Annotated in this window: 21 protein-coding genes, 1 tRNA gene and 2 rRNA genes; 20 read left to right on the top strand and 4 right to left on the bottom strand. The window is 38.9% G+C overall.

Going from position 1 to position 26,975, the window contains the following annotated elements:
* The 9 genes from Q0486_RS00545 to Q0486_RS00585 all read left to right on the top strand — a co-directional run.
* Nucleotides 1–308 (top strand): 23S ribosomal RNA (locus Q0486_RS00545); the annotation flags it as partial.
* A gap of 110 nt (nt 309–418) precedes the next feature.
* Nucleotides 419–528, top strand: a 5S ribosomal RNA gene (rrf, locus tag Q0486_RS00550).
* A 98-nt stretch (nt 529–626) separates the two neighbouring features.
* Nucleotides 627–1,058, top strand: a complete 432-nt coding sequence (locus Q0486_RS00555; RefSeq protein WP_299229205.1) for a GNAT family N-acetyltransferase — start codon at nt 627–629, stop codon at nt 1,056–1,058.
* A 16-nt stretch (nt 1,059–1,074) separates the two neighbouring features.
* Nucleotides 1,075–2,022, top strand: coding sequence for an acyltransferase family protein (locus tag Q0486_RS00560; RefSeq protein WP_299229208.1), 948 nt, complete (start codon nt 1,075–1,077; stop codon nt 2,020–2,022).
* A gap of 110 nt (nt 2,023–2,132) precedes the next feature.
* Complete coding sequence (locus tag Q0486_RS00565; protein ID WP_299229211.1) at nt 2,133–2,816, top strand: hypothetical protein; 684 nt, start codon at nt 2,133–2,135, stop codon at nt 2,814–2,816.
* Between the two features lie 70 nt (nt 2,817–2,886).
* Nucleotides 2,887–3,456 (top strand): cob(I)yrinic acid a,c-diamide adenosyltransferase, encoded by a 570-nt coding sequence (locus Q0486_RS00570; protein WP_299229215.1) that lies wholly within the window; start codon nt 2,887–2,889, stop codon nt 3,454–3,456.
* A gap of 62 nt (nt 3,457–3,518) precedes the next feature.
* Nucleotides 3,519–3,740 (top strand): DUF2795 domain-containing protein, encoded by a 222-nt coding sequence (locus tag Q0486_RS00575; protein WP_002558131.1) that lies wholly within the window; start codon nt 3,519–3,521, stop codon nt 3,738–3,740.
* Between the two features lie 540 nt (nt 3,741–4,280).
* Nucleotides 4,281–7,316, top strand: coding sequence for a TonB-dependent receptor (locus tag Q0486_RS00580; RefSeq protein ID WP_299229217.1), 3,036 nt, complete (start codon nt 4,281–4,283; stop codon nt 7,314–7,316).
* A gap of 22 nt (nt 7,317–7,338) precedes the next feature.
* The gene (locus tag Q0486_RS00585) at nt 7,339–8,886 is read left to right on the top strand and encodes a RagB/SusD family nutrient uptake outer membrane protein (RefSeq protein ID WP_299229220.1); all 1,548 of its coding nucleotides are present in this window, start codon (nt 7,339–7,341) and stop codon (nt 8,884–8,886) included.
* Nucleotides 8,887–9,005: 119 nt separating this feature from the next.
* Here the strand turns inward: Q0486_RS00585 and Q0486_RS00590 are convergent, their stop codons facing one another.
* The gene (locus Q0486_RS00590) at nt 9,006–9,182 is read right to left on the bottom strand and encodes a DUF4250 domain-containing protein (protein WP_154043083.1); all 177 of its coding nucleotides are present in this window, start codon (nt 9,180–9,182) and stop codon (nt 9,006–9,008) included.
* A 165-nt stretch (nt 9,183–9,347) separates the two neighbouring features.
* On the opposite strand from Q0486_RS00590, the gene purB reads away from it, so the two are divergent.
* From purB to tsf, 8 genes are all read left to right on the top strand, one after another.
* A complete protein-coding gene (gene purB / locus Q0486_RS00595; RefSeq protein WP_154043345.1) occupies nt 9,348–10,694 on the top strand; it encodes an adenylosuccinate lyase in 1,347 nt (448 codons plus the stop codon).
* A 72-nt stretch (nt 10,695–10,766) separates the two neighbouring features.
* Nucleotides 10,767–12,053: a pseudouridine synthase gene (locus Q0486_RS00600; RefSeq protein WP_299229225.1), complete on the top strand. Its 1,287-nt coding sequence runs from the start codon at nt 10,767–10,769 to the stop codon at nt 12,051–12,053.
* A 16-nt stretch (nt 12,054–12,069) separates the two neighbouring features.
* Complete coding sequence (gene asnS / locus Q0486_RS00605; protein WP_299229287.1) at nt 12,070–13,473, top strand: asparagine--tRNA ligase; 1,404 nt, start codon at nt 12,070–12,072, stop codon at nt 13,471–13,473.
* A 171-nt stretch (nt 13,474–13,644) separates the two neighbouring features.
* Complete coding sequence (locus Q0486_RS00610) at nt 13,645–14,130, top strand: DUF4488 domain-containing protein (RefSeq protein ID WP_299229228.1); 486 nt, start codon at nt 13,645–13,647, stop codon at nt 14,128–14,130.
* A gap of 259 nt (nt 14,131–14,389) precedes the next feature.
* The gene (rplM, locus tag Q0486_RS00615; protein WP_204404141.1) at nt 14,390–14,851 is read left to right on the top strand and encodes a 50S ribosomal protein L13; all 462 of its coding nucleotides are present in this window, start codon (nt 14,390–14,392) and stop codon (nt 14,849–14,851) included.
* A 6-nt stretch (nt 14,852–14,857) separates the two neighbouring features.
* Nucleotides 14,858–15,244 (top strand): 30S ribosomal protein S9, encoded by a 387-nt coding sequence (gene rpsI / locus Q0486_RS00620; RefSeq protein ID WP_154043087.1) that lies wholly within the window; start codon nt 14,858–14,860, stop codon nt 15,242–15,244.
* Nucleotides 15,245–15,465: 221 nt separating this feature from the next.
* Nucleotides 15,466–16,305 carry a 30S ribosomal protein S2 gene (gene rpsB, locus Q0486_RS00625; protein WP_299229236.1) on the top strand — a complete coding sequence of 280 codons (840 nt, stop codon included), beginning with the start codon at nt 15,466–15,468 and terminating at the stop codon, nt 16,303–16,305.
* A gap of 131 nt (nt 16,306–16,436) precedes the next feature.
* Entirely contained in the window at nt 16,437–17,429 is a 993-nt protein-coding gene (tsf, locus tag Q0486_RS00630; RefSeq protein ID WP_299229238.1) for a translation elongation factor Ts, read from the top strand.
* A gap of 205 nt (nt 17,430–17,634) precedes the next feature.
* Here the strand turns inward: tsf and Q0486_RS00635 are convergent.
* A tRNA-Lys gene (locus tag Q0486_RS00635) sits at nt 17,635–17,707 on the bottom strand.
* Between the two features lie 216 nt (nt 17,708–17,923).
* Between Q0486_RS00635 and Q0486_RS00640 the strand changes: the two genes are divergently transcribed.
* Nucleotides 17,924–19,267: an MATE family efflux transporter gene (locus tag Q0486_RS00640; protein WP_299229241.1), complete on the top strand. Its 1,344-nt coding sequence runs from the start codon at nt 17,924–17,926 to the stop codon at nt 19,265–19,267.
* Between the two features lie 68 nt (nt 19,268–19,335).
* Here Q0486_RS00640 and Q0486_RS00645 read toward each other — a convergent pair whose 3' ends face one another.
* On the bottom strand, nt 19,336–19,707 hold the full coding sequence (locus Q0486_RS00645; protein ID WP_204402654.1) for a thioesterase family protein: 372 nt from the start codon (nt 19,705–19,707) through the stop codon (nt 19,336–19,338).
* Between the two features lie 157 nt (nt 19,708–19,864).
* Between Q0486_RS00645 and Q0486_RS00650 the strand changes: the two genes are divergently transcribed.
* Nucleotides 19,865–23,116: a S41 family peptidase gene (locus Q0486_RS00650; RefSeq protein ID WP_299229251.1), complete on the top strand. Its 3,252-nt coding sequence runs from the start codon at nt 19,865–19,867 to the stop codon at nt 23,114–23,116.
* Nucleotides 23,117–23,213: 97 nt separating this feature from the next.
* Here Q0486_RS00650 and Q0486_RS00655 read toward each other — a convergent pair whose 3' ends face one another.
* Complete coding sequence (locus Q0486_RS00655; RefSeq protein ID WP_299229254.1) at nt 23,214–24,035, bottom strand: ion transporter; 822 nt, start codon at nt 24,033–24,035, stop codon at nt 23,214–23,216.
* Between the two features lie 185 nt (nt 24,036–24,220).
* Between Q0486_RS00655 and Q0486_RS00660 the strand changes: the two genes are divergently transcribed.
* Nucleotides 24,221–26,965, top strand: coding sequence for a SusC/RagA family TonB-linked outer membrane protein (locus Q0486_RS00660; RefSeq protein WP_299229257.1), 2,745 nt, complete (start codon nt 24,221–24,223; stop codon nt 26,963–26,965).
* The last annotated feature ends 10 nt before the right edge of the window (nt 26,966–26,975 follow it).

The following is a 26,975-nucleotide window of genomic DNA, read 5'->3' on the forward strand; positions in this document are numbered from 1 at the left end:
CGAGCTGGGTTCAGAACGTCGTGAGACAGTTCGGTCTCTATCTATCGTGGGCGTATGAAATTTGCGTGGCTCTGACACTAGTACGAGAGGACCGTGTTGGACAGACCTCTGGTTTGCCGGTTGTGCCGCCAGGTGCACCGCCGGGTATCTAAGTCTGGATCGGATAAGTGCTGAAAGCATCTAAGTACGAAGCCGGCCACAAGATAAGATTTCTCAGGGTCGTCGTAGACTACGACGTTGATAGGATGCAGGTGTAAAGCTGGAGACAGCAAAGCCGAGCATTACTAATTGCCCGTTGACTTTTGTTATTGCGTAGCACAATGGGTGTTATATACGTTTAGCACTGAATAAGTATTGTGTTTTGCTAAAATTAGTTTTTCAGTTTGTGCTTCATGCAAGACTTGATATACAAAGATATTCAGGTGACTATAGCACGAAGGTTCCACCTCTTCCCATTCCGAACAGAGAAGTTAAGCTTCGTCACGCCGATGGTACTGCATATTGTGGGAGAGTAGGTAGTCGCCGTTTTAGATGAGAGATCCCCGAGGTAGAGATACTTCGGGGATTTTTGTGTTTATACAAATATATTACTATATTTATACTTTGAAAAATATAATATTAAAAATATGATTACAATAATAAAGGTTGAGGAATCGAAGAAAGAGTATATAGATGCTATTAATTTACTTCTTGATCAGCTTTCTTCCGAAAAAATATGTTTTAATGAGCATGATCTCTTGAATATTATCAACTGTGATTCAAGTTCCTTATATTTAATGTATATGGATAGGGTTATAATAGGCATGTTTACTTTGTGTGCATGTTTGTCGCCTACCGGACTTAAGTATTGGCTTGAAGATGTTGTAATAGATGAAAAATATCGGGGACAGTCGTTAGGTAAGGAATTAGTGAAATCTGCTATTGGGCAAGTGGCACTTAAAGGTAAATCAAAATTGATGTTGACATCCCGTCCTGAGCGCCTTGTTGCAAATAATCTTTATAAGTCATTGGGATTCGAGCATAGAAATACAAATGTATACAGGATGGATTTTAAATAGTATATAACATCTCATTATGGTAAAACGGGTAGACGAGATAGATTTCTTGAAATGTATATTTATTTTATTAATGATAAGCTTTCACCTTGTTTATATAGGTGATACTTATCCTTATGCAAAACAAGTTGTTTATACATTTCATATTCCTGCTTTTTTTATGATTTCAGGTTATGTGATGAGAGTGGACAAACCGATTGTCGGCTTTATGAAAACCGTATTATGGCTGCTGGTCCCATATCTGATTATGGAAAGCTCATATATATTAATGGCTTCCTTTTTACCCATTAGAGAGCATATACCGGATCTTTCTTTGGAAGTGTTTCTGGAAAAATTATTGTTTAAACCTATCGGTCCTTACTGGTATCTTCATTCATTGATAATATGTTCCATTGTATATTTTATGTCTTTCATAAGATATAAAGACAGTAGTGCTTTAGTTTCAAGGCTTGTGATAGCTTCTGTTACTCTAGGTCTCATTTCTTTATATTGGGGTCTCATTTCTCTTTCCAGTATATTATATTTTTTACTGGGAGTTTGTATCCGACAGTCGTCTACTGAATTTTTGTCCTTTTTCAAATCATCATGGTTGGCAATAGCTGGCTTTGCAGTTTTGATAATGTTTCCTGAGAATCTTGACCGGTTTACTATAGGTGGATTATTGATAACATATCTTGCTGTATCGTCGTTGCTGGCATTGTATAGTATTTTACCTCGTTTTTTGGCTGTATTCTTTAATTATATAGGAAGGCATACATTGGTATTGCTATTGTTCTCACCGATATTTACAGCTTTGGTAAAACCATTAGTAGGTTTTTTGTCTTTTGAACAAACAGGAATGTTGTTTCTTCTAGTGGCTTTGATAATTAATGTTGCGGGCTGTTTCGGGATAGGATTGCTGATGGATTATTTGGGAATATCAAGCTTTGTTTTCGGAAAGAAGAAGATAATGCAGCCTTTAAAATGATTATTGTTAACTATTAATATGTATTTTACTTGTTATTTATAATACGTATTCATATTTTTGTATTGTTGAAAATACCTATCGGATAAAAATTATTTGTAATATTAATCCTGATGAATAAGACTATATTAAGAGGATGGAATTGGTGTAGAAGATTTCGTAAACGTTGTGGCTACGGGGTACATTCTCCATCTGATTTTTTCTTTATAACTTTCGTAATATATGAGAAACTTCCATTTTATGCATATTCTTCGTTGCATCATCAGCGAAGATTAGTTGCTCATTTACCTGGTCATCGTGAAAAAGTGGACAAGCTTTTTTTCAGATTGATTAACTATATTCGTCCTTTAAAGGTTTTTGAGTTTGGAACCGGTTCCGGTATGACAACTCGGTATATGCAGGAGGCAAACTCAGAAATGAATGTATATACTTTTACTGACGCTATTAACTCACAGGTTGAGAGACTGTTTTCTTCAAAACAACATCTGCATTATAGTTGCTATAATCGTGATGAATACATAGATTTAATTAGAGAGTCAAAAGATATCAGTCCTAAACTTTTTCATATTGCACATACATCTGATTATAAAAAATTGTTTGAGGAAGTCATACAATATGTTTCAGGGGGTGACTGTTTGATTATTTCATACCCTTATGCAGATAAGTGTAAAAAGGACTGGTGGAAGAATATAATAAATGACAGTAGAACAGGGGTAACTTTTGACTTATATGATTTAGGTATCATATTCTTTGACGAAAAGCGAGTGAAGGAAAATCGCATTGTCAATTTTCTATAAATGTTATCCGTATGCAAAACATTTGTTTTTTGTGATTGGTTTAATATAGAAATAAAAAGTTTTAGATACCATGAAAAAAAGTTTCATTTATACGAAGACTGGGGACACCGGAACAACTTCTCTGGTGGGCGGAATACGAGTTTCAAAAACACATGCCCGACTTGAAGCGTACGGGACTGTAGATGAACTTAACTCGTTTATAGGGATGCTTTTATCTTCTATGGAAAAGTCCGGGATAAGAGAATTTTTGATATACATTCAGCATAAGCTTTTTGCCTTGGGTTCATATCTGGCTACAGATGTAACCAAGACAGACCTTAATATGGCTTCATGTATTACAGAAGAGGATATATCAAAGATTGAAAATGAGATTGATATTATGGATTCGGAGCTACCATTATTAAAAGGGTTTGTATTGCCGGGTGGATCTATGCAAGCTTCGATAGCGCATATATGCAGAACTGTATGCCGCAGATGTGAAAGGAGAATTCTTGAATTGGAGGAGAATGGCGTGTGTGAAATTGATGTCAGATGCAAATCTTTTGTAAATAGATTGTCAGATTATTTCTTTGTTTTGTCAAGAAAGTTAAATCATTTGTCAGAAAAAGAAGAAATTTATTGGAATAAGAGTTGCAAATGAATTTTTTTGTTATACATTTGTGCCTCAAATAATAAGTAAAACTTTTAAATAATAGATATACTATGTATTGGACATTAGAATTGGCCTCAAAGTTGGAAGATGCTCCATGGCCAGCAACAAAAGATGAGCTTATTGACTATGCAATGCGCTCAGGTGCACCTCTCGAGGTGATTGAAAATCTTCAGGAAATGGAAGATGAAGGTGAGATATATGAAAGTATCGAAGATATTTGGCCAGACTATCCAAGTAAGGAAGATTTCTTTTTCAACGAGGAAGAATATTAATAGCATACAAATAGGCTGAAAAACTGAATAACAGCGGGACAGACAAGATAACTTGTTTGTCCCGCTGGTGTTTTGTATGTAGAAATCATATAAGTGTTATTGATGATTATAATATAAATCTATTTCAATATTTTTTAATTTGTACTTAAATAAATGTTTTCTATATATTATTGAAGTAATAGTTCGTTATTTAATTTATTATGTTCAGTGATTTAGAAGCTAATTGGGAGTATTTGTCTCTTTTATTAAAATTAAAATGTAAATAAATATATAATATACGTCTAATAATGATGTATTAATAGCTGTTTGTTTGGTCTCTATAACAATTACTATTACTATTGATAGCTTTTTGTGAAAAAATATATGCAATATAGATTATTTTAATGTATTATAGAAGAAAAATGTCAAATGTTGTGTTAAAAAACTAAGAAATAAGCATATTGCTATGAAAATGAAAAGAAATTAGAAAATAATGCATATTTTTGTAATTAACTAGAGAAACTAAACTATTTATAAATTTAAAATTCAAGAGAGATTTTTATGAGAAGGAAATTGATGCTATTAATCTCCTGCCTCGTTGTGTTGGTAGGTGTGGTGAACGCACAAGTCTCGCAAGTGGCCGGTACGGTTACTTCTAGTGAAGACGGTTTGCCTATTGTAGGTGCATCTGTATTAGTGAAAGGTACTACTGTGGGTACTGTAACAGACATTGACGGTAACTTCAGTATTCCTAATGTTCCGGAGAATGCCAAGACGTTGGTTATTTCGTTTATCGGAATGAAATCAGAAGAAGTAGCTGTCGCTCCGACACTGAATGTTGTATTACATCCGGATACGGAGGTTCTGGATGAGGTTGTGGTGACAGGTTATGGTAACTTTAAAAAATCTTCATTTACTGGTTCTGCTTCGAATGTTTCCACAGAAAAACTGAAGGATGTCCCTTCTGTAAGTGTTCAGGATCGTTTGGCGGGTTCTGTTTCGGGTGTCCAGATTACTTCTACTTCCGGTCAGCCGGGTGCGGTGGCATCGGTGCGTATCCGTGGTATGGGCTCTATCAATGCAAGTAACGAACCTCTGTATGTCATCGATGGTGTGCCTATGATGAATGGTAATGTGAGTGAATTCTCTTATGCCAATTCAGGTAACAGCCTTATGGCGACACTTAACAGTAATGACATTGAGTCTATGACTGTGATAAAGGATGCGGCTGCTGCTTCTTTGTATGGTTCGCGTGCGGCTAATGGTGTAATTATCATTACGACTAAGCGTGGTTCGGCTGGAAAGACCAAGTTTAATGTGAAGGCTGACTGGGGTATGTCTGACATGGCGATTAATTATCGTCCTATCCTGAACGGTTCGGAAAGACGTGATATCCTTTATCTGGGATTAAAGAACTATATGCTGAACGGAGGTAAGTCTGAACAAGAGGCTATTGCTTATGCTGACAGTAAGATTGATTCTTATGCGGCTGAACCTTGGTCGGGATATACTGACTGGAAGGATGTATTGTTCAGAAAGGGTGCTCATCAGAATTATGAGGTGAGCGCGCAGGGAGGATCTGAAAAGACTCATTTCTATACTTCGTTCTCATATACAAAGCAGGATGGTATAACTAATGTGTCAGGATATGAGAGATTTACAGGTAGAGCCAGTGTAAACCATAAGGCAGACCGTGTGTCGATTGATGCAAGTGCCATGTTTACGAATTCTACACAGAATGTGAATAATGAAGGTACCAGCTTTGCCAGTCCGATAATGTGCTATGCAATGACTGCTTCTCCTTCTACTTATCCTTATAATGAAGACGGGTCTTTCAGTACGTTCTTCCCAGCACTGAATGGCGCTAATCCTGTTCAGACAGAGACATATAATTATAATAGAAGTGTGGTGAACCGTTTTATGGGTTCGATTGGTGCTACATGGAATATATGGGATAATCTGAACCTGAAGGAGATATTGAGTTATGACTTCAGCCAGAACAATGAAAGAGTATGGTGGGATCCGCGTACGAATGACGGACGTTCATCGAACGGTGTAATGCAGAGGGTGATGACGAACATGGCTAAGCTGAATACACAGACTCAGTTGACATATAACAAGACTGTAGCGGAAAATCATAATTTTGACGTATTGCTTGGATTTGAGACTGAGGATTATGGTTATGAATATGTATATGCAAATGGTAATACATATCCTTCGTATATGCCTGAAATAGAGAATGCAGGAAATACCAGAGCTTCGAGCTCTGTGAGCAAATATAGAATGACTTCTTTCCTAGGACGATTGAACTACGATTTTGCTGACAAGTATTACTTTAGTGGCAGTTACAGACGTGACGGAAGTTCACGATTGTCGCGTGCGAGCCGTTGGGGTGATTTCTGGTCTGTGTCTGGTTCTTGGAGAATTTCCGGAGAGTCGTTTATGGAATCTTTAAATCATATATTTACTGATGTCAAGCTGCGTGCGTCGTATGGTGTGAATGGAACACAGCCTACGGATTATTATGGTTATCTGGGTGTTTTCGGATTCGGATATAATTACAAGGGTAATGGTGGTTCGGCAGAAATGAGAGTGGATAATCCTAATATGAAATGGGAAAAGAACTATGCTACCAATATTGGTCTGGATATAACATTGTTGAACAGACTTTCGATGACCGTTGAATGGTATAACCGTGATACAAAGGATTTGCTGATGAACAAGGCTATTTCAGGTGTAACTGGTATCATTGACGGAAGCGGTGTGGCAAACACATTGATGAATGTCGGCGAAATGAGAAATCGCGGTGTTGAATTTGAACTCAGGTCAACAAATATCCAGAATAAGGACTGGTCTTGGACTACTACTTTCAACATCAGCCATAATAGAAATACTCTGTTGAAGCTTGATGGAAACCAGAATGAAATGATTAACGGTGTGCTTATTCATAGAGTAGGAGAGCCATATTATTCTATCTATGCATATGAATATGCCGGTGTGGATCCTCAAACAGGTAAGGAACTCTATTATATAAATGGAGAGAATGGCAGTCGTGAAACTACTACTAACTCGGCTGAGGCAAACAAGACTATAATAGGTGCTGTGGAACCTAAGGTGCAGGGTGGTTTGACTAATTTTGTGAGCTGGAAGTTTATTGACTTTAATATTACGCTGACTTATTCTATTGGTGGAAACGCTTTTGATTATGCTACATGGTTACAGTCTAACGGAGGTACTTATAATTATGTCGGCAATGTTCCTGCATACTATAAGATAGAGGATACATGGCAGAAACCTGGTGACAATGCGAAACTTCCACAGTTTGCATTCGGAAACAAGAATATTTCTTCGTCACGCTGGCTGATGCCTACCGATCATTTGAGAGTGAAGAACCTGACTGTAGGATTTACAATGCCGTCTAACCTGAGCAGTAAGCTTGGATTGGGTAAGGTAAGGGCATATGTAGCGGCAAATAACTTGCTTACATGGAAGTCGAAAAAACTGTATGTCGATCCGGAAACTCCGGTTAACGGTATTTGTACTTTTGAGACTCCGGCATTGAGAACTGTTACTTTCGGTATGGAAATTGGTTTTTAATTTAAAATAAGAATAAGAAAATATGATAACTAAAATATATAAGTCGTTTATATTTTCGGTGGCAATGTTGGGATTGTCATCGTGTGTGAACAACTGGCTGGATCAGGCACCGTCGAATGGTATTCCTACAAGTCAGGCTATAACTAACTATAATGATGCCAGAACGGCTATGTACGGTATGTACGACGGATTACAGGGAAATTCAACATATAGCGAATATTATGCTGCCAGAATGTTTTACTATGGCGATGTGCGTGCTGATGATATGCAGGCCAGAGATCAGGGTATGCGTACTTCTTCGTGCTATGAGATGAGATATACTGTGGATGATGCTCCGGCTATATGGAATGTGCCGTATAATGTGATACGTCGTGCAAACAGAATTATTGAGGCTGTTGATAATAAAAAAATACAGGATGCTGAGAAATATCAGAAGGAAGTGAACGATATTTATGCTCAGGCTAAGGTTGTCCGTGCTTTGGTGCATTTCGATTTGGTTAGGATTTATGGAAATCCTTATACAAGTGACAATGGAGCTTCTCTTGGTATTCCTTTTGTTGACACTGCTTTGGGTACGGACTCGCAGTTGGGTAGAGAAACTGTTGCAGGTGTTTATGAGAAGGTTATCAAGGATTTGACTGATGCTGTTAATTCCGGAGCTTTATATAAATCGGAAAAGGTAGGAGAGAAGCAGGGATTTATTGACCAGTGGGCTGCAGAGGCTTTGCTTACACGTGTCTATCTGTATAAGGGAGAAAATGAACTGGCATTATCTACTGCACAGAATATAATCGAACATTCTCCATATAAGTTATGGGAAGCTGATGAGTATGCTGAGGCATGGGATAAAATGAGTGCAAAACATACCAAGGAGATGATGTTCGAACTTATAAACAACGGTACTGACGATTGGGCGGACCGTGAAGGTATAGGTTATCTGTATAATGAGGACGGATATGCGGATGCAATTTGTACAAAGTCGTTTGTAGATATGTTGAAGGCTGACAAGAATGATGTCAGAATAAATGTTATATTACCGGTTCAGAATAAAATGGATGATAAGGGTAGTCCTACAGACCTTTATAAGAAATATGGTGATGAGCCTGTTTTCATTAACAAATTCCCAAAGGGACAGCAGGGTGATCCGCGTTTGCAGAATTTGCCGATATTAAGACTTTCGGAGGTGTATCTGAATGCTGCTGAAGCTGCCATGAAAATTGGTGGCGGAAATGTGGACTATGCTGTCAAGTATCTGAATGATCTAATCAAGGCTCGTTCGGTAGATGTAAATTCGGCAAATGTGGTTGATGCCGGTAGTATCACTTTGGAGAGGGTGTTGACAGAACGTCGTAAGGAACTGGTTGGCGAAGGACACCGTTTCTTTGATGCTATGCGTAACAATGAAACTATTGTCCGTTACGAAAGCCAGGATAATATAGGATGGCATTATGCTCTGAATGAAGATTCAAGAAAGTTCGACAGAACATACTTCAGGGCGATACTCCCTATTCCTGTAAGTGAAGTTAACGCTAATCCTGTTATTGCAAAACAGCAGAATCCGGGATATTGATTCTTTGTGAAATAATGCATGCTGGACGCCTGCAGAACACGGTATGAACGAGAAATGAACGTTCGCCGCATGTTCGGCAGGCGTTCATTTTTTTGTTCAAAAAAATTCTGGTGAGGAAATTACCAGAATTTGTTCAGCTCTTCGTTGTATTCGAAGCCGGCATCTTTAAGACGTGATATTATTTCGTCCTTGTTAAGGCTCAGATCATCACAAAGAGAGTCGAGTGATGGATAAAAGTCTCTGAGTTTCATGTTGATGAGGCTGAAAAGCATCATCGGGTCGTTTGGAAGTTCCATTGTCTTTTTGATTTTATATTTTTCGGCTGCAAAGGTACGCTTTATTTCCGTAGTTTTGTGTAATAATTACTAAAGTTTTCATTATTAGGGTGGTTAAGTCGGGAAAAAGCATTACTTTTGCGAAGTTTTAATGATCATTAATTTAGAAAAAACTGAAAAACAATGTTGGAGCTTGACTTACTCACTGCTGTTTCTCCTATCGACGGCAGATATAGGACCAAGGCGGGAGCTTTGGCTGAATATTTTTCTGAGTATGCGCTGATCAAGTATCGTGTGCAGGTGGAAATAGAGTATTTTATTACTTTGTGTGAACTTCCGTTGCCACAGTTGAAGTGTTTCGATCATGCGCGTTTCGAATCATTGCGTAATATTTACCGTAATTTCTCAGAGGCTGACGCTCAGCGTATCAAAGAAATAGAAAGCGTTACTAACCATGACGTGAAAGCTGTGGAATATTTCATCAAGGAACAGTTCGACAAGCTTGGGGGATTGGAAAAATATAAAGAGTTCATCCATTTCGGATTGACTTCGCAGGATATCAATAATACTTCTGTGCCTTTGTCTATAAAAGAGGCTCTGGAGAAGGAATATTATCCGCAAATACAGAAACTTATTGACCAGCTTGCTGCATATGCAGAGGAATGGAAGGATATTCCTATGCTTGCAAAGACTCACGGACAGCCAGCTTCGCCTACAAGATTGGGTAAAGAGATTATGGTGTTTGTGTATAGATTGCGCCGTCAGCTGGATATACTGAAAGCTTGTGCCATTACTGCCAAGTTTGGTGGGGCTACTGGTAATTATAATGCTCACCATGTGGCATATCCTGAGTTTGACTGGAAAGAATTCGGTAATAAGTTTGTTGCAGAAAAGTTGGGATTGGAACGTGAGGAATATACTACTCAGATTTCAAACTATGACAATCTTGGAGCAATATTTGATGCAATGAAACGTATCAATACTATAATGATTGATATGAACCGTGACTTCTGGCAGTATATCTCAATGGAGTATTTCAAGCAGAAAATCAAGGCCGGTGAAGTTGGTTCAAGCGCAATGCCTCATAAGGTTAATCCGATAGACTTTGAAAATGCTGAAGGTAACCTGGGTATGGCTAATGCTATTTTCGAACATTTGTCGTCAAAACTTCCTGTTTCAAGATTGCAGCGTGACTTGACAGACTCTACTGTTTTGCGTAATATAGGTGTTCCTTTTGGTCATACTATTATTGCGATACAGAGTTCGCTGAAAGGACTTGGCAAACTGTTGTTGAACGAGCATAAGATTTATGAGGACTTGGATAACTGCTGGAGTGTGGTTGCTGAGGCTATTCAGACAATTCTTCGCCGTGAGGCTTATCCTAATCCGTATGAGGCTCTGAAGGCTCTTACACGTACTAACCAGGCTATAAACGAGGCTTCAATAAAGAATTTCATAGAGACATTGGAGGTTAGTGAAGATATAAAGAAAGAACTTCGCGCAATAACTCCACATAATTATACTGGTATTTAATTTTATATTTGATTTATAGAGACATTTTTGGCCCGAGAGGGTAAGAGTATTAATTTTTTTGATTTAATTATTATGACAGAAAGAGAATTCAGACAAAATGGTGAAAACCAGTCTGGCCGCGATGGTAGAAAATCTTACAACAACAGAGAAGGTTATAACAGAAACAATCGTTATGAGGGTGGAAGTTACGGACGTCGTCCTAACAATGGATTTGAAGGTGGTGAGCAACGTCAGAACCGTTCTTCGTTCAACCCTCGTTTTAACAACAATAATAATGGTGCTGACCGCCAGCAGCGTGGAGGTTATGGCAATAACAATTATGGCCGTCAGCAACGTCCTTATGGCAATCGCCCATATGGAAACAATGAAGGAGGAGAACGTTCTTACGGCGCATCACGTTTTAATAACAACGGCGGTGATCGTCAGCAGCGTCAGTTTACTCCTAGATTTAACAATGATGGTGGTGAACAGCGTTCATTCCGTCCTCGTCAGGGACAGCAGGGTGGATATCGTCAGCAGGGTGGCGGATATGGTAACAACCGTCAGGGAGGTTTCCGTCAGCGTACCAATGACTATAACCCGAATGCAAAATATAGCATGAAGAAGCAGATAGAGTATAAGGATGTTCTTACTGATCCTAATGAACCTATCCGCTTGAACAAGTTTCTGGCTAATGCCGGTATATGCTCACGTCGTGAGGCTGATGAGTTTATTACAGCAGGAGTGGTTTCTGTAAATGGTGTAGTGGTGACAGAACTTGGTACTAAAGTTCATCGTAATGATGAAGTTAAATTCCATGACCAGCCGGTAAATATTGAAAGAAAGGTGTATCTGCTGCTTAACAAACCAAAGGATTGTGTTACTACTGCAGATGATCCGCAGGAACGTAAAACTGTGATGGATTATGTGAAGAATGCATGTAAGGAACGTATTTATCCTGTGGGAAGACTTGACCGTAATACAACAGGTGTTCTTCTGCTTACCAATGATGGTGAGATGGCTTCGAAACTTACTCATCCAAAATACTTGAAAAAGAAAATTTATCATGTATATTGCGATAAGAATGTCACAAAAGCTGATCTTGACCAGATAGTACAGGGTATAACTCTTGAGGATGGAGAAATACATGCTGATGCTGTAAGTTATGCTTCTGACAATGATAAATCACAGGTTGGTATAGAAATCCACTCAGGAAAGAATCGTATCGTACGTCGTATATTCGAACATTTGGGATATAAGGTGATTAAGCTTGACAGAGTTTATTTTGCCGGACTTACAAAGAAGGGATTGCGTCGTGGAGACTGGAGATTCTTGACTGAAAACGAAGTAAATATGCTCCGTATGGGGTCTTTTGAATAATATAAATTATTAAATGATGGAAATGATTCGTAGAACAAAAATTGTTGACGTGCTGAAATCACGCGAATTCGGCAGTATGGTCAACGTTAAAGGCTGGGTTCGTACCCGCCGCGGTAGTAAACAGGTAAACTTTATCGCCTTGAATGACGGTTCTACTATAAATAATGTGCAGGTGGTTGTTGATTTGGCTAACTTCGATGAAGAAATGCTCAAACAGATTACTACAGGTGCATGTATCAGCGTAAACGGTGAATTAGTGGAATCTGTAGGTGCAGGACAGGCTGCTGAAATTCAGGCTCGCGAAATAGAAGTGTTGGGCGTATGTGACAATACTTATCCTCTTCAGAAGAAAGGACACTCTATGGAGTTCCTTCGTGAAATAGCTCACTTGCGTCCGCGTACAAATACTTTTGGTGCGGTGTTCCGTATTCGCCACAATATGGCTATCGCTATACATAAATTCTTCCATGACCGTGGATTCTTCTATTTCCATACTCCAATCATTACTGCTTCCGACTGTGAGGGTGCAGGACAGATGTTCCAGGTTACTACCATGAATCTGTATGATCTGAAGAAAGATGAAAACGGTTCTATAATTTATGATAATGACTTCTTCGGCAAGCAGGCTAGTCTGACTGTGTCTGGTCAGCTGGAAGGTGAATTGGCTGCAACTTCACTTGGTGCAATCTATACTTTCGGTCCTACTTTCCGTGCTGAGAACTCAAATACTCCTCGTCACTTGGCAGAGTTCTGGATGATTGAACCTGAAGTGGCTTTCAACGACATCAATGATAATATGGACTTGGCTGAAGAGTTTATTAAATATTGTGTGCAGTGGGCTTTGGATAACTGCTATGAAGATGTCAAATTCCTGAACGATATGTTCGACAAGGGATTGATAGAACGTCTGCAGGGTGTATTGAAAGACAGTTTTGTACGTCTTCCATATACAGAAGGTATCAAGATTCTTGAAGATGCTGTAGCTAAAGGCCATAAATTTGAATTCCCTGTATTCTGGGGAGCTGACCTGGCTTCTGAACATGAACGTTATCTGGTGGAAGAACATTTCAACAAACCGGTAATCTTGACAGACTATCCTAAGGAAATCAAGGCATTCTATATGAAACAGAATGAAGACGGAAAGACTGTGCGTGCTATGGATGTGCTGTTCCCTAAGATTGGTGAGATTATAGGTGGATCTGAACGTGAGGCTGACTATGACAAATTGCTTACTCGTATTCAGGAGTTGGGTATTCCAATGAAGGATATGTGGTGGTATCTTGATACTCGTAAGTATGGAACTTGTCCTCACTCTGGATTCGGACTTGGTTTCGAACGCTTGTTGTTGTTCGTGACAGGTATGTCAAATATCCGCGACGTGATACCTTTCCCACGTACTCCGAGAAACGCAGAATTTTAATTTCAGATAAATACATCTTCATTATCAAAAGCTGTTCAGAATCTTTTTTTCTGGACAGCTTTTTTGTTATAGAATTCTTTTTCTTTTAAAATATAGTGTTATATGATGTTTTTTTTATTTATTTTCTTATATTTGTAGAAATCTATTAATAAACTTAAAATTCATAATGTTATGAAAATGCGCAGTTTCTTATTATTTGCATTATTCTTGCTGGTAGCATCTGGTAGTGCGTTGGCGCAAAAGGCTGAAAAGGTTCCTGTAAGTCTTAATGGCGTATGGCAAATGTGTTTTTATCGTTCTAATTCTCCCGGTGTGACCGGTGAGCTTAAAACAAGTAATTCCCTTAAGATTCTTTCTGATGATGGGCGTTTTACCAATATGGTGATGATGCCACACGGGGCTATAATAATAGGTGAGGGAACTTATGAAGTCAATTCTGAAAATTCGTATACGGAAATCATTGAGAGAAATTTGCATTTGCCACAATTAAACGGAAAAAAGAACGTAATGGAATTTGAAATGAAAGATGATGGCATAATGGTGGTGAAATATTTCCTAAAAGAAGATATAAATGGAAATAAAATAGATTCCTGGTGTTATGAAACGTGGAAAAGAGTTACTATGCCGGAAGAATATCCTGATAATATTATCAGATAATATTTCTAATTATGATTAGTATGTTTAGGCTACTTTTGTTTTTGCGAAAGTAGCCTTTTTAGCATAGTATCAGGTGATTAAAAATAGAAAAATGCGGAAAAACTTTGTCTGTTTCAAGAAAAGTTGTACCTTTGCAAGCCGATTATTATCAAATAGTGATAAAATTAAGATTCTGAGCACTTTATTCTTCTTTGTCCGGGACGGATGGAGTGTGAAGGAATTGTTTTTTAGTAGTTAACATTTTAAAAAAGATTTAAGAGTGGATACTTTAAGTTACAAGACCATTTCTGCAAACAAGGAAACTGCAACTAAAGAATGGGTTGTAGTTGATGCTACCGATCAGGTGGTAGGACGCCTCGGTGCTAAAGTTGCGAAACTGTTGAGAGGAAAGTACAAACCAAACTTTACTCCTCACGTAGACTGCGGTGATAACGTTATTATCATCAATGCAGACAAAGTTAAATTTACAGGTAATAAGTGGAATGATAAAGTGTATTTGAGCTATACGGGTTATCCTGGTGGTCAGCGCGAAATCACTCCTGCTCGCTTGATGGCTAAACCAAACGGCGCTGAAAAATTGATGAAGAAAGTTGTTAAAGGTATGCTTCCTAAGAACCGTCTGGGAGCTAAATTGCTTGGCAACTTGTATGTTTATGAAGGTTCTGAACACAAACACGAAGCTCAGACTCCGAAAGTTATTGATATTAACACACTTAAATAATAAAGAATGGAAGTAGTAAATGCATTAGGCAGACGTAAAAGCGCTATTGCTCGTGTTTTCGTCAGCGAAGGTACAGGAAAGATTACTATTAACAAGAGAGACCTTGCAGAGTACTTTCCATCAACTATTCTGCAGTATGTAGTAAAACAGCCTCTAAACCTTCTTCAGGTGGCTGAAAAATATGATATTAAAGTAAACTTGTGTGGTGGTGGTTTTACAGGACAGTCACAGGCTTTGCGTTTGGCAATTGCTCGTGCTCTTGTTAAAATCAATGCTGATGACAAGAAAGCTCTTCGTGCAGAAGGCTTCATGACTCGTGACTCTCGTTCTGTTGAACGTAAGAAACCAGGACGTCCAAAAGCACGTAGAAGATTCCAGTTCAGTAAACGTTAAGCGATTGAGTTTGTTAGTTTTTAAGTTTGTAAGTGTGTTGCAAGTAATCGGTTTGCGAAACTTCAAACTAGCTATGAAACTTAGAAACTCAAAAACTTAAATGTAAAAGCGTTTAGTATCTAAACTGTCAGGATTTTCCCTACAATTGTTTGCGGAGAAACTACCGGATAGTTGGTTCAAATTTAAACAAAAAAGAAAGTAAACGATTAAAATTAAAAACAATGTCAAGAGTAAATTTTGATACATTATTGGAAGCAGGCTGCCACTTCGGACATTTGAAGAGAAAGTGGAATCCAGCAATGGCTCCTTATATTTTCATGGAACGCAACGGTATCCATATCATTGATTTGAACAAAACCGTTGTAAAAGTAGAAGAAGCTGCCGAAGCTTTGAAGCAGATTGCTAAATCAGGAAAGAAAGTTCTTTTCGTTGCTACTAAAAAACAAGCTAAGCAGGTAGTGGCTGAGAAAGCTGCTTCTGTAAATATGCCATACGTTATCGAACGTTGGCCAGGTGGTATGTTGACTAACTTCCCAACAATCCGTAAGGCTGTTAAGAAGATGGCAACTATCGACAAACTTACTAACGATGGTACTTACTCAAACTTGTCAAAGAGAGAAGTTCTTCAGATTTCTCGTCAGCGTGCCAAACTTGAAAAGAACCTTGGTTCTATCGCTGATTTGACTCGTCTTCCATCTGCTTTGTTTGTTATCGATGTTTTGAAAGAAAATATTGCTGTACGTGAAGCTAATCGTCTTGGTATTCCTGTATTTGCAATAGTTGATACAAACTCTGATCCTTCTAATGTAGATTACGTTATTCCAGCTAACGATGACGCAACTAAGTCAGTTGAAGTTATTCTTGATGCTTGCTGCGCTGCAATGGCTGAAGGCTTGGAAGAAAGAAAGGCAGAAAAGGTAGATATGGATGCTGCTGGTGAAGCTGCTGCTCCTAAGACTACAAAGAAAAAAGCAGGTAGAGCTCGTATGGATAAAGCTGAAGAAGATGCTATAAATGCTGCAAAAGCTGCAGCTTTCGTTAGCAAAGAAGATGAAGCTTAATTCTAGAAATTAAATATATAAAATTGAGAATTGGAAATTGAGAATGGAACATATATGCTCAGATTCTCAATTCTCAATTCTCAATTTTGTTTTATAATGATATTATTAACTCTTAGTAAAAAGAAATTATTATGGCTGTAAGTATGGCGGATATTACCAAGCTTCGTAAATTGACTGGAGCTGGTATGATGGACTGTAAAAATGCTTTGAACGACGCTGAAGGCGATTTCGACAAGGCTATGGAAATTATTCGTAAAAAAGGACAGGCTGTTGCTGCAAAACGTTCTGATCGTGAGACTTCAGAAGGTTGTGTATTGGCTAAATCAACAGGTGACTATGCTGCAATGATAGCATTGAAGTGTGAAACAGACTTTGTAGCTAAAAATGCAGATTTTGTAGCTTTGACTCAAGCTATCCTTGATGCTGCTATTGCAAACAAGTGTCAGACTTTGGATGAAGTGAAGGCGCTTCCAATGGGTAATGCAACAGTTGCAGATGCTGTTGTTGACCGTAGTGGTATTACTGGTGAAAAAATGGAATTGGATGGCTATTTCGTAGTAACTGGCGCTTGTACAGCTGTTTATAATCACCAGAATAAAAATCAGCTTTGTACAATTGCTTCTTTTAACAAGGTTTGTGATGAAAAGGTTGCTCACGAAATCTGTATGCAGATTGCAGCTATGAATCCTATAGCTGTAAACGAGGCTGGCGTACCTGAAGAAGTTAAACAGAACGAAATCAATGTTGCTATTGAGAAGACTAAAGTTGAACAGGTTCAGAAGGCTGTAGAAGCTGCTTTGAAGAAGGCTGGTATCAACCCTGCTCATGTTGACAGTGAAGAACACATGGAAAGCAATATGGCTAAGGGATGGATTACAGCTGAAGATATTGCAAAGGCTAAAGAAATCATAGCGAAGGTCTCTGAAGAAAAAGCTGCTAATCTTCCTCAGGCAATGATTGAGAATATTGCTAAAGGCCGTCTTGGTAAGTTCTTAAAAGAAGTTTGTCTTTTGAATCAGGAAAGCATTATGGATCCTAAGAAGACAGTAACTGATGTTCTTAAAGAATCAGATCCAGAGCTTACTGTAGTTGATTTCAAGCGCTTTACTTTGCGTGCTGAATAATATCAAAAATATATAATAACTTAAACGTGAATCGTATGCCAAGTGCATCGGTTCACGTTTTTTTTATCCCTGCTAAGACTGTCGAAAGTTTATGTGTAATTTGAGAACTCTTCAGTTTTTATGTTGTTCCCACATGTGTTGCAAAATATAGCTTATATAAAGAAAAAGCGGTTATCTAAATTAGATAACCGCTTGATTTTCTGAGTGATCCGCTTGGGGCTCGAACCCAAGACCCCAACATTAAAAGTGTTGTGCTCTACCTGCTGAGCTAGCGAATCAATCCTATTTTGCTATCGTTGTTTCCCGATTGCGAGTGCAAAGGTACAACTTTTTTTTAAAACTCCAAAAAAATCTACTATTTTTTTATTGTTTTCTTTGATTGTTGGTTTGTTAGAAACTATAACAGGTTCTATATTGGTAAATATATATACTTTCATTATTGAAATAATATGAAAGATTATTGTATTTTTGTCTAAGTGTTATAAGATTTGGACATGAATAATATTCGGAAAAAAGCATATACTTCAAAAGAAATATTGACTATAGCTTATCCTATACTTATAAGTCTTGTTATGGAGCAGGCTATAGGTATGACTGATACTGCATTTTTGGGTCGTGTTGGAGAAATCGAACTTGGAGCTTCTGCTATTGCCGGGGTATATTATATAGCTATATTCATGATAGGTTTCGGTTTCAGTATTGGTTCGCAGATACTGATGGCACGAAGGAACGGCGAGAAGAGGTATTTCGAGATAGGTGATATATTTTATCAGGGAGTGTATTTTATGATATTTCTTGCGGTTGCAGCGTTTACTCTCACAGAACTTATAACACCTTGGTTGCTTCCGAAAATTCTCTCATCTCAAAATATCTATGATGCTGCCGAGAGTTATATTCACTGGAGGGCTTTTGGATTCTTCTTCTCATTCGTGGCTGTGATGTTCAGAGCTTTCTTTGTCGGTACTACTCAGACCAAGACTCTTACTCTGAATTCGCTAGTGATGGTGGGTTCGAACATTGTTTTCAATTATATCCTGATTTTTGGCAAGTTTGGATTTCCGGCTCTTGGAATAGCAGGTGCTGCAATAGGTTCGTCGCTTGCGGAGCTTGTATCGCTGATATTTTTCATTACATATACTGTCAGGAAAATAGACCTGAAGAAATATGGTCTGAACAGGTTCAGTTCATTCAATACGGATAAACTCAGAAGGATTCTTAATGTCTCCCTGTGGACAATGATTCAGAATTTCGTATCGCTTTCCACATGGTTTATCTTCTTTCTTTATGTGGAGCATTTGGGCGAACGTCCGCTTGCGATAACAAATATCATAAGGAATATCTCCGGTATCACGTTTATGATAATATCTGCGTTTGCTTCCACGTGCGGCTCGCTCGTAAGTAATCAGATAGGTGCAGGAAAAGCTGACAGTGTGGTCTGTACGGTGCATCAGCATATAAAACTGGCGCTGTCTATTGTTTTGCCGTTGACCATATTGTTTGCGGTATTTCCTACTATGGTATTAGGTATCTACACCGATATGCCTGATCTTATAGAAGCGTCAATCCCGTCGTTGTGGGTGTTCTGTACAACTACATGGCTTACGGCTGCATCGAATATCTATTTTCAATCGGTATCGGGTACGGGAAATACGCGTATGGCATTTATATTGGAGCTGTCAACTCTAGTGATTTATGCTGCATATATCACATTGATAATTCAGGTGATGAGGCTCGATGTGGCTTGGTGCTGGACTTCTGAACATGTTTACGGAGGATTTCTGCTTATCTTCTGTAGTATATATCTGCATCGCGGAAAATGGAAATTGAAAAGAATATAAAAAGAATACGGACCGTTTCATATGTCACACTGAAACGGTCCGTATTGGTTTATTGTTTAAGGCTTTTCTTATTTCAGTTTAGAGAGGAAACGTTCCCTATCTACTATATAGCGAATATGTTTTCCTTCACCTATCGTACCTTTTGAATCTGATGCAGTAACCTTGAATGTAAGCTTTCTGCCGTCTATTTCTTCAAGTATAGCTTCTGCGTTAACTGTTTCTCCCAAAGCTGATGGCTTGATATGAGATGTTTCCATCATTGCTCCTACAGTAGTTGAGCCTTCTGGCAGATGCGGTGCAACTGCTTTCATTGCGGCATTCTCCATTAAGGCTACCATTGCAGGTGTAGCGAAAACTTCCATATCGCCCGAGCCCATTGTGAGGGCTGTGTTGGCGGCACTTACGGTCACTGTGCTTACGTGTTTTAATCCTGTTTCCATTTGTATCATTTGTAAGTTTACTTGTTTGTTATATTTTTGCTGTTTTAATCGCTTACAAAAATAAGTGTTTTTCTTGCTGAAATTACGGAATTTTGTGATTTTTGTATTATGATTATATTTATAAAACAGAATATTTAAAAATTACAAGATTAAGCTTATGAAAAGACTCTTATTCGCAACGGTCGTTTCTATTGCCGGAGTGGCATCGTATGCTGAGGATTCTCCGTTATGGATGCGCTATTGCGCCATTTCTCCTGACGGCGAGCAGATAGCTTTTACTTACAAGGGTGATATTTACACCGTACTTGTCGAAGGTGGTAAGGCTTTGCAGATAACTTCCAATCAGGGACACGACACACATCCCGTGTGGAGTCCTGACGGAAAGAATATTGCTTTTGCTTCCGATAGGGAAGGTAGTATGGATATATTTATTGTAGGCAAGGACGGTGGAGTGCCACGAAGACTTACCACTCATTCCGGAAATGAGGTGCCATACGCTTTTCGCGACAATAGTCATGTGCTTTTTCAGGCTGCAGTTATGCCTGATGCTCAGGATATGACTTTCCCCAGTTCGCAGTTCCCGCAGATATATGAAGTAGGAACAGAGGGAGGCAGACCTGTGATGTTCTCGTCTATACCTATGGAGGATATCAGTATCAGTCCTGATGGCAGGTCTTTTCTTTATCATGACAAGAAGGGATATGAAGATGCGTGGCGTAAGCATCACACATCATCCATAACACGTGATATTTGGCTCTGCACAGAACAGGAAGGAACAGAAAAAAGTTATAGGAAAATTACTTCTTTCGACGGTGAAGATAGAACTCCTGTATGGACTCCGGATGGAAAATCGTTCTATTATCTGAGCGAGAGGGAAGGTAGTTTCAATATCTACAAGTCGGATCTTGATGGTAAGAACATTACACGTCTGACGTCTCATACCGATCATCCTGTACGTTTCCTTTCAGTTGCTTCAAACGGAACCTTGTGTTATGGATTCAATGGAGAAATATATACAGTTAAAGAAGGGGGATCTCCGAAGAAAGTCAATGTCAGCATTGTGGCTGACAGTTATGACAAACATCTGGTGAAATGGTTGAAATCATCAGGAGCTACGGAAATTTCAGTATCTCCTGAAGGCAAGGAGATAGCTTTTATATTGCGTGGCGATGTATATGTGACATCTGTTGAATATAAAACAACAAAACAGATTACCGACACTCCGGAACAGGAGAGGAATATAGATTTCTCGCCCGACGGAAGAAGTATAGTCTATGCGTCTGAACGTAACGGTCTGTGGCAGATATATCAGACCTCGTTGGTTAATAAAGAAGATGAGTTGTTTACATATGCCAATGAATTCAAAGAAGAAAGACTGATAAACAGTAATGTGACTTCATTCCAACCGCAGTATAGTCCTGACGGCAAGGAAGTGGCGTTTCTTGAAAATAGAACAACATTACGTGTACTTAATCTGAAGACAAAGGCTGTTCGCACAGTAATGGATGGTAAGTTCGAATATTCTTATAGTGACGGTGACCAGTGGTTTGAATGGAGTCCTGACAGCCGTTGGCTATTGTCCGGATATATCGGTCATGGCGGTTGGAATAATAACGACGTAGCTTTGGTCAATGCGTCAGGCAATGGTGAAATACATAATCTTACTCAGAGCGGATATACTGACGGAGACGCAAAATGGGTTCTTGGTGGTAAGGCTATGATATGGAAAAGCGACCGTGCGGGTTATCGCAGTCACGGCAGTTGGGGTTCTGAGGATGATGTATATATCATGTTCTTCGATCTTGACGCTTACGAACGTTTCCGCATGAGCAAAGAAGAACTTGCCCTTGTGGAAGAACAGGAAAAGAAAGACAAAGAGGATGCGGAGAAGAAGGAAGACGAAAAGAAAAAAGGAAAGAAGAAAGATGAAAAGAAGGATAAGGAAGACGAAGTCAAACCTTTGGTATTCGACCTTGAAAACTGTCGTGACAGAATAGTTCGTTTGACAGTTAATTCTTCTAATCTTGGCGATGCAGTTCTTTCAGCTAAGGGTGATAAACTTTATTATCAAGCAGCATTTGAAGGAGGCTATGACTTGTGGATGCACGATCTAAAGAATAACAAGACTTCCATTGTAATGAAGAATATCGGTTATGGATCTATGATGACTGATAAGAAACAGGAGAATCTCTATCTCTGTAACTCATCTATCAAAAAAGTGAATATTGAGAAAGGTGAGTCGAAAAATGTAGAATTCAGTGCTTCTTTTAATTATCGTCCGTATGATGAACGTCTGTATATGTTTAATCATATTTGGAAACAAGTTGAAGATAAGTTCTATGTTGCCGATTTGCATGGGGCAGATTGGAAAGGTTATTACGAAAACTACAAGCGTTTCCTGCCTTATATAAACAATAACTATGATTTCCAGGAAATGTTGAGCGAGTTACTTGGCGAACTTAACGGTTCACATACTGGAGCAAGATATTATGCACCTGGAACATCATTTTCAACTGCGTGTCTTGGTGTTTTCTATGATAATGAATATAAAGGAGATGGTTTGAAGATAAAGGAAATAATTGCAAAAGGCCCATTTGCAATCAAGAAGACAGATGTAACAGAAGGATGTATCATAGAAAAAATAGATGGCGAAAAGATATTGGCAGGGGCTGATTATTATCCTATGTTGGAGGGTAAGGCCGGTAAGAAGGTTCTTCTTTCTGTGTATAATCCAGAAACAAAAAAACGTTTTGACGTTATAGTTAAGGCAGTCAGTTCTGGAGAACAGTCCGATTTGCTTTATAAAAGGTGGGTGAAACGTAATGAACAGCTTGTTGAGAAACTCTCAAAGGGACGTGTGGCTTACGTGCATGTTCAAGGTATGAACAGTCCAAGTTTCCGTACTGTGTATAGCGAACTGTTGAGCGAGAAAAACAGAACTAAGGATGCTGTGATTGTTGATACACGTCATAATGGTGGTGGATGGCTTCACGATGATCTGGTAACGCTACTAAGTGGAAAGGAATATCAAAGATTTGTTCCTAGAGGACAGTACATTGGTAGTGATCCGTTCAACAAATGGCTCAAACCTTCATGTGTTCTTGTCTGTGAGGATAACTACAGTAATGCTCACGGTTTCCCATGGGTGTATAAGGAATTGGGTATAGGTAAGCTTATAGGTACTCCTGTTCCTGGAACAATGACTGCTGTGTGGTGGGAAAGACAAATAGACCCAAGTATTGTCTTTGGAATTCCGCAGGTGGGATGTATGAACATGCGTGGCGAGTATCTTGAGAACCAAGAACTCCAGCCTGACGTTGAGGTATACAATTCACCTGAAGAAGTATTGAAAGGTGAGGATAGACAGCTGGAGACTGCTGTGAAAAAAATGCTTAAAACTATTGAGTAATAACACTGCACATAAATTGTGTAAAGTGGTAAAAGGAAATGGCTGCATCGTATTTTCGGTGCAGCCATTTCCTTTAATTTATCTAATTATCTAAAATTCATTGTTTTTCTTTTTCCTTCTCAGCTTTCTGTTTTTTTTCAATCAGCATGTTCATGAAAGCCGAGCTGATGATACCGGTTGGGATGGCAATCATGGCAATACCAATCAGGCTTATCAGGCTACTCAGCAGTCGGCCTATTGGAGTGATAGGATATATATCGCCGTATCCCACGGTGGTAAAGGCTACTATGGCCCACCAAAATCCGTCACCAATATTCTCGAATGCATTGGGTTGTGCGTTACGTTCTATGTAATACATCAGAATTCCTGAGAAACCAAGCATGATGCCACATGCCGTATAAGATGTTATGAGTTCCTCCTTTACGGTCTTCAAAACTGTTCCTATCATCTGGAACGAACGCGAGTAGCGTATAAGTTTGAATATTATCAGAATGTATGCCAACACCACAAGATGTATATGAGGTGTCTCTTTGTAGATATAAATACCAACGAAAGGAAGTACGGCTACAAAATCTATAAGTCCGTAAAAGGAAAATATGTAATGCAGACGTGCTACCCATGGTTTTTTATATTGTGCATACTGTACAGGGGCTGCGGCAATCCTTAATCCGTATTCTATGGTAAAGACGAAAGAAGCCAGATAATTGAATAAGTACAGCCAGTTGCGATAAGGCGCGGATTCTTCAAACGAGCCGCATATAATTGAAATTATAGATCCGATAATGAAGAACAGTACGAAATACTGAAACCATTTTTTCATCAGTTGACGGTGTATGGATCTGTAAAGTTTCTCATGTCGTATAAGAGTGGTTATCTTCTCACGTATAGGTGATATGACATTGTTGGGATTATTTTTCATTTTATATAATAAATAGGTACTATTGGCAAATGTAAATAAAAACTGTGATATTTAAAATATCAGTTTGAACAGAGTGTATAATTTTTTGTATAATATGTGCATATGATTTCAACCTTATATGCCTATTTCTTGTTTTTCATTATATAAATACTTATTTTTGAGAAAAACAAATAACCGATATCATTATGAAAAAACACAAGCGAACCAATACGCTTAGTTTGTTGGCAGCATTGCCTTTAATATTGGCAGGCCAAACTATTAATGCACAAGAACAAGAATTAGACAAAGTCTCTGCCGATACTGTAGTAAATGTCGGCTATGCCACCGGAAGCATTAAGAAACTGTCCGGATCAGTGGAACTGATCAAAGAAGATCAGATGAACAAAATACAGATTGTAAATCCTATTGAGGCTATTCAGGGACGAGTGGCAGGACTTACTATCAATAAAGGGGGGAACGGAACGGCTGCTCTTGATGCGGTACGTCTGCGTGGAACTACATCCATAACGGGAGGTAACTCACCGTTAATCATTGTTGATGGTGTTATAGGGGATATGACTTTGCTTACCTCAATTTATCCAACAGACATTGAAAGCTTTACTATATTGAAGGATGCTTCCGAAACGGCTCAATACGGTTCGCGTGGGGCTTCCGGTGTAATAAATGTCGTGACAAAGAAAGGTATCAAGGGCAAGACAAGTATAAATTACAGTGGAAGTTTCGGTATTTCCAGTGTGTATAAAAGAATAGGAATGCTCGATGCCGATGAATACAGAAATGTCACCTCAGGTCTGGGATTGAGTATTATAGACAAAGGCTATAATACAAATTTCCAGAAAGCAATAGAAAGAACGGCCATAAGGCAGAATCATAATATTGCTCTTTATGGTGGCGGAGAGAAATCCACTTACCGTGTATCTCTTGGATATTTGGATATGGAAGGAGATATAATGAACGAGGGTATGAAGATGTTTACATCAAACATGAATCTGAACCAGAAGCTTATAGATAACTTGGTAGATTGTGAACTTGGAATATTCGGCTCGGTGAAAAGGGAAAGAAGTCTGTTCGATCTGCAGAAGACATTTTATTCGGCCGCAACTTTCAATCCTACTTTCCCCGGAGAAAAGAATTCTTCAGGTGCCTGGGATAATCTTACTACGGCCAGTCAGATAACAAATCCGTTGGCATGGATGGAGGTTGACAACCGTGAAGCAGCCTCATACTTCAGTGCGCATGCTAAAATAAACGTAAATCTTCCATACCGACTGAAGCTGGTACTTTTCGGCTCATATACATATAATAATACTGAGGACAGCCAATATTTACCTACAACAGTATGGGCTTACGGTCAGGGATACAGAGGTTTGAGAAGTTCGGAATCATTGCTGGGAAATATGATGCTTACATACAACAGACAGATGGGAAAACATTTTATAGATGTATTGGCATTGGGTGAACTCTCTAAGGACAGATATTCCGGATTCTATACTACAGCTACAAACTTTTCATCTGATTATATGGGCTTCAATAATCTTCAGGCAGGAGCATTGAGACCATGGGACGGTACAGGCTCTTATTTTGAAGATCCCAGACAGGTATCATTTTTGGGCCGTGTGAACTATTCGTATGATGACAGGTATGTTGTCACATTGAATGCGCGTACTGATGCGTCATCCAAGTTTGGCGAGAACCATAAATGGGGATTTTTCCCTTCAGCTTCTGTAGCGTGGAACATATCGCAGGAAGATTTTATGAGGTATGTTGATATAGTCGATAATCTGAAAGTCAGACTGGGATACGGACTTGCCGGAAACCAGGGAGGAATAAGTTCTTATACCACTATGAATCTGGCTAAACCGAATGGGGTAGCTCCTGTTGGTAACTTGCCTATGGTCACTTTTGAAACACTTAGAAATGTCAATCCGGATCTGAAATGGGAAGTGAAGAAGACTTTCAATGCTGGTGCCGACCTTGAAATGTATGGTAGCCGGTTTATTCTGTCTGTCAATTATTACAAGTCGAAAACAAGTGATATGCTTTATAATTATCATGTCAGCGTTCCTCCGTTCACTTATAATACCCTTTTGGCAAACATCGGTTCGATGGAAAACAATGGCGTGGAAATATCAGTAGGAGGTACTCCGGTGAGAACAGGGGATTGGGAACTTATGATAAACGCAAATCTCACCTATCAGCAGAACAAACTGCTGTCGCTTGGCGGAATGTATGAAGGTAATTATATATCAGCTGCCGAATATACAGCCATTGCCGGACTGAATGGTGCCGGATTTCATGGTGGAAACAACAATATAGTGTATCAGATAGTGGGACAGCCATTGGGCGTTTTCTATCTGCCTAAATGTACAGGGCTGAAAGATGACGGTAACGGAGGTTATGTGTATGGTATAGCCGATTTGAATGGAGACGGAGTAAGCATAGAAGATGGAGAAGACAGATATATAGCCGGACAGGCCATACCTAAATATATACTCGGTTCAAATATCAGTCTGAGATATAAATCTTTCGATATCTCGTTACAGATGAACGGTGCATTCGGTCATAAGATTTATAACGGTACTGCACTTACATATATGAACATGAATAACCTGCCTGACTATAATGTTATGGAAGAAGCTCCTAAGAAGATGATACGTGACCAGACGGCTACGGACTACTGGCTGGAAAACGGGAACTACCTTAATTTCGATTATCTTACAATAGGATGGCAACCTAAAGTAAAGGACGGACTGTGGCTGAAGGGTTGCAGACTGGCTTTTACTATAAATAATCTGGCGACTATAACCGGGTATTCGGGACTTACTCCGCTTATAAACAGTTCCGGTATAGACGGTACATTGGGAGTTGACGATAAACGCAGCTATCCTGTATCGAGGACATATACTTTAAGCCTTGGGTTGAACTTTTAAAATTTATGCG

It is taken from the genome of uncultured Bacteroides sp. (genome assembly GCF_937912035.1).
Lineage (GTDB): Bacteria > Bacteroidota > Bacteroidia > Bacteroidales > Bacteroidaceae > Phocaeicola.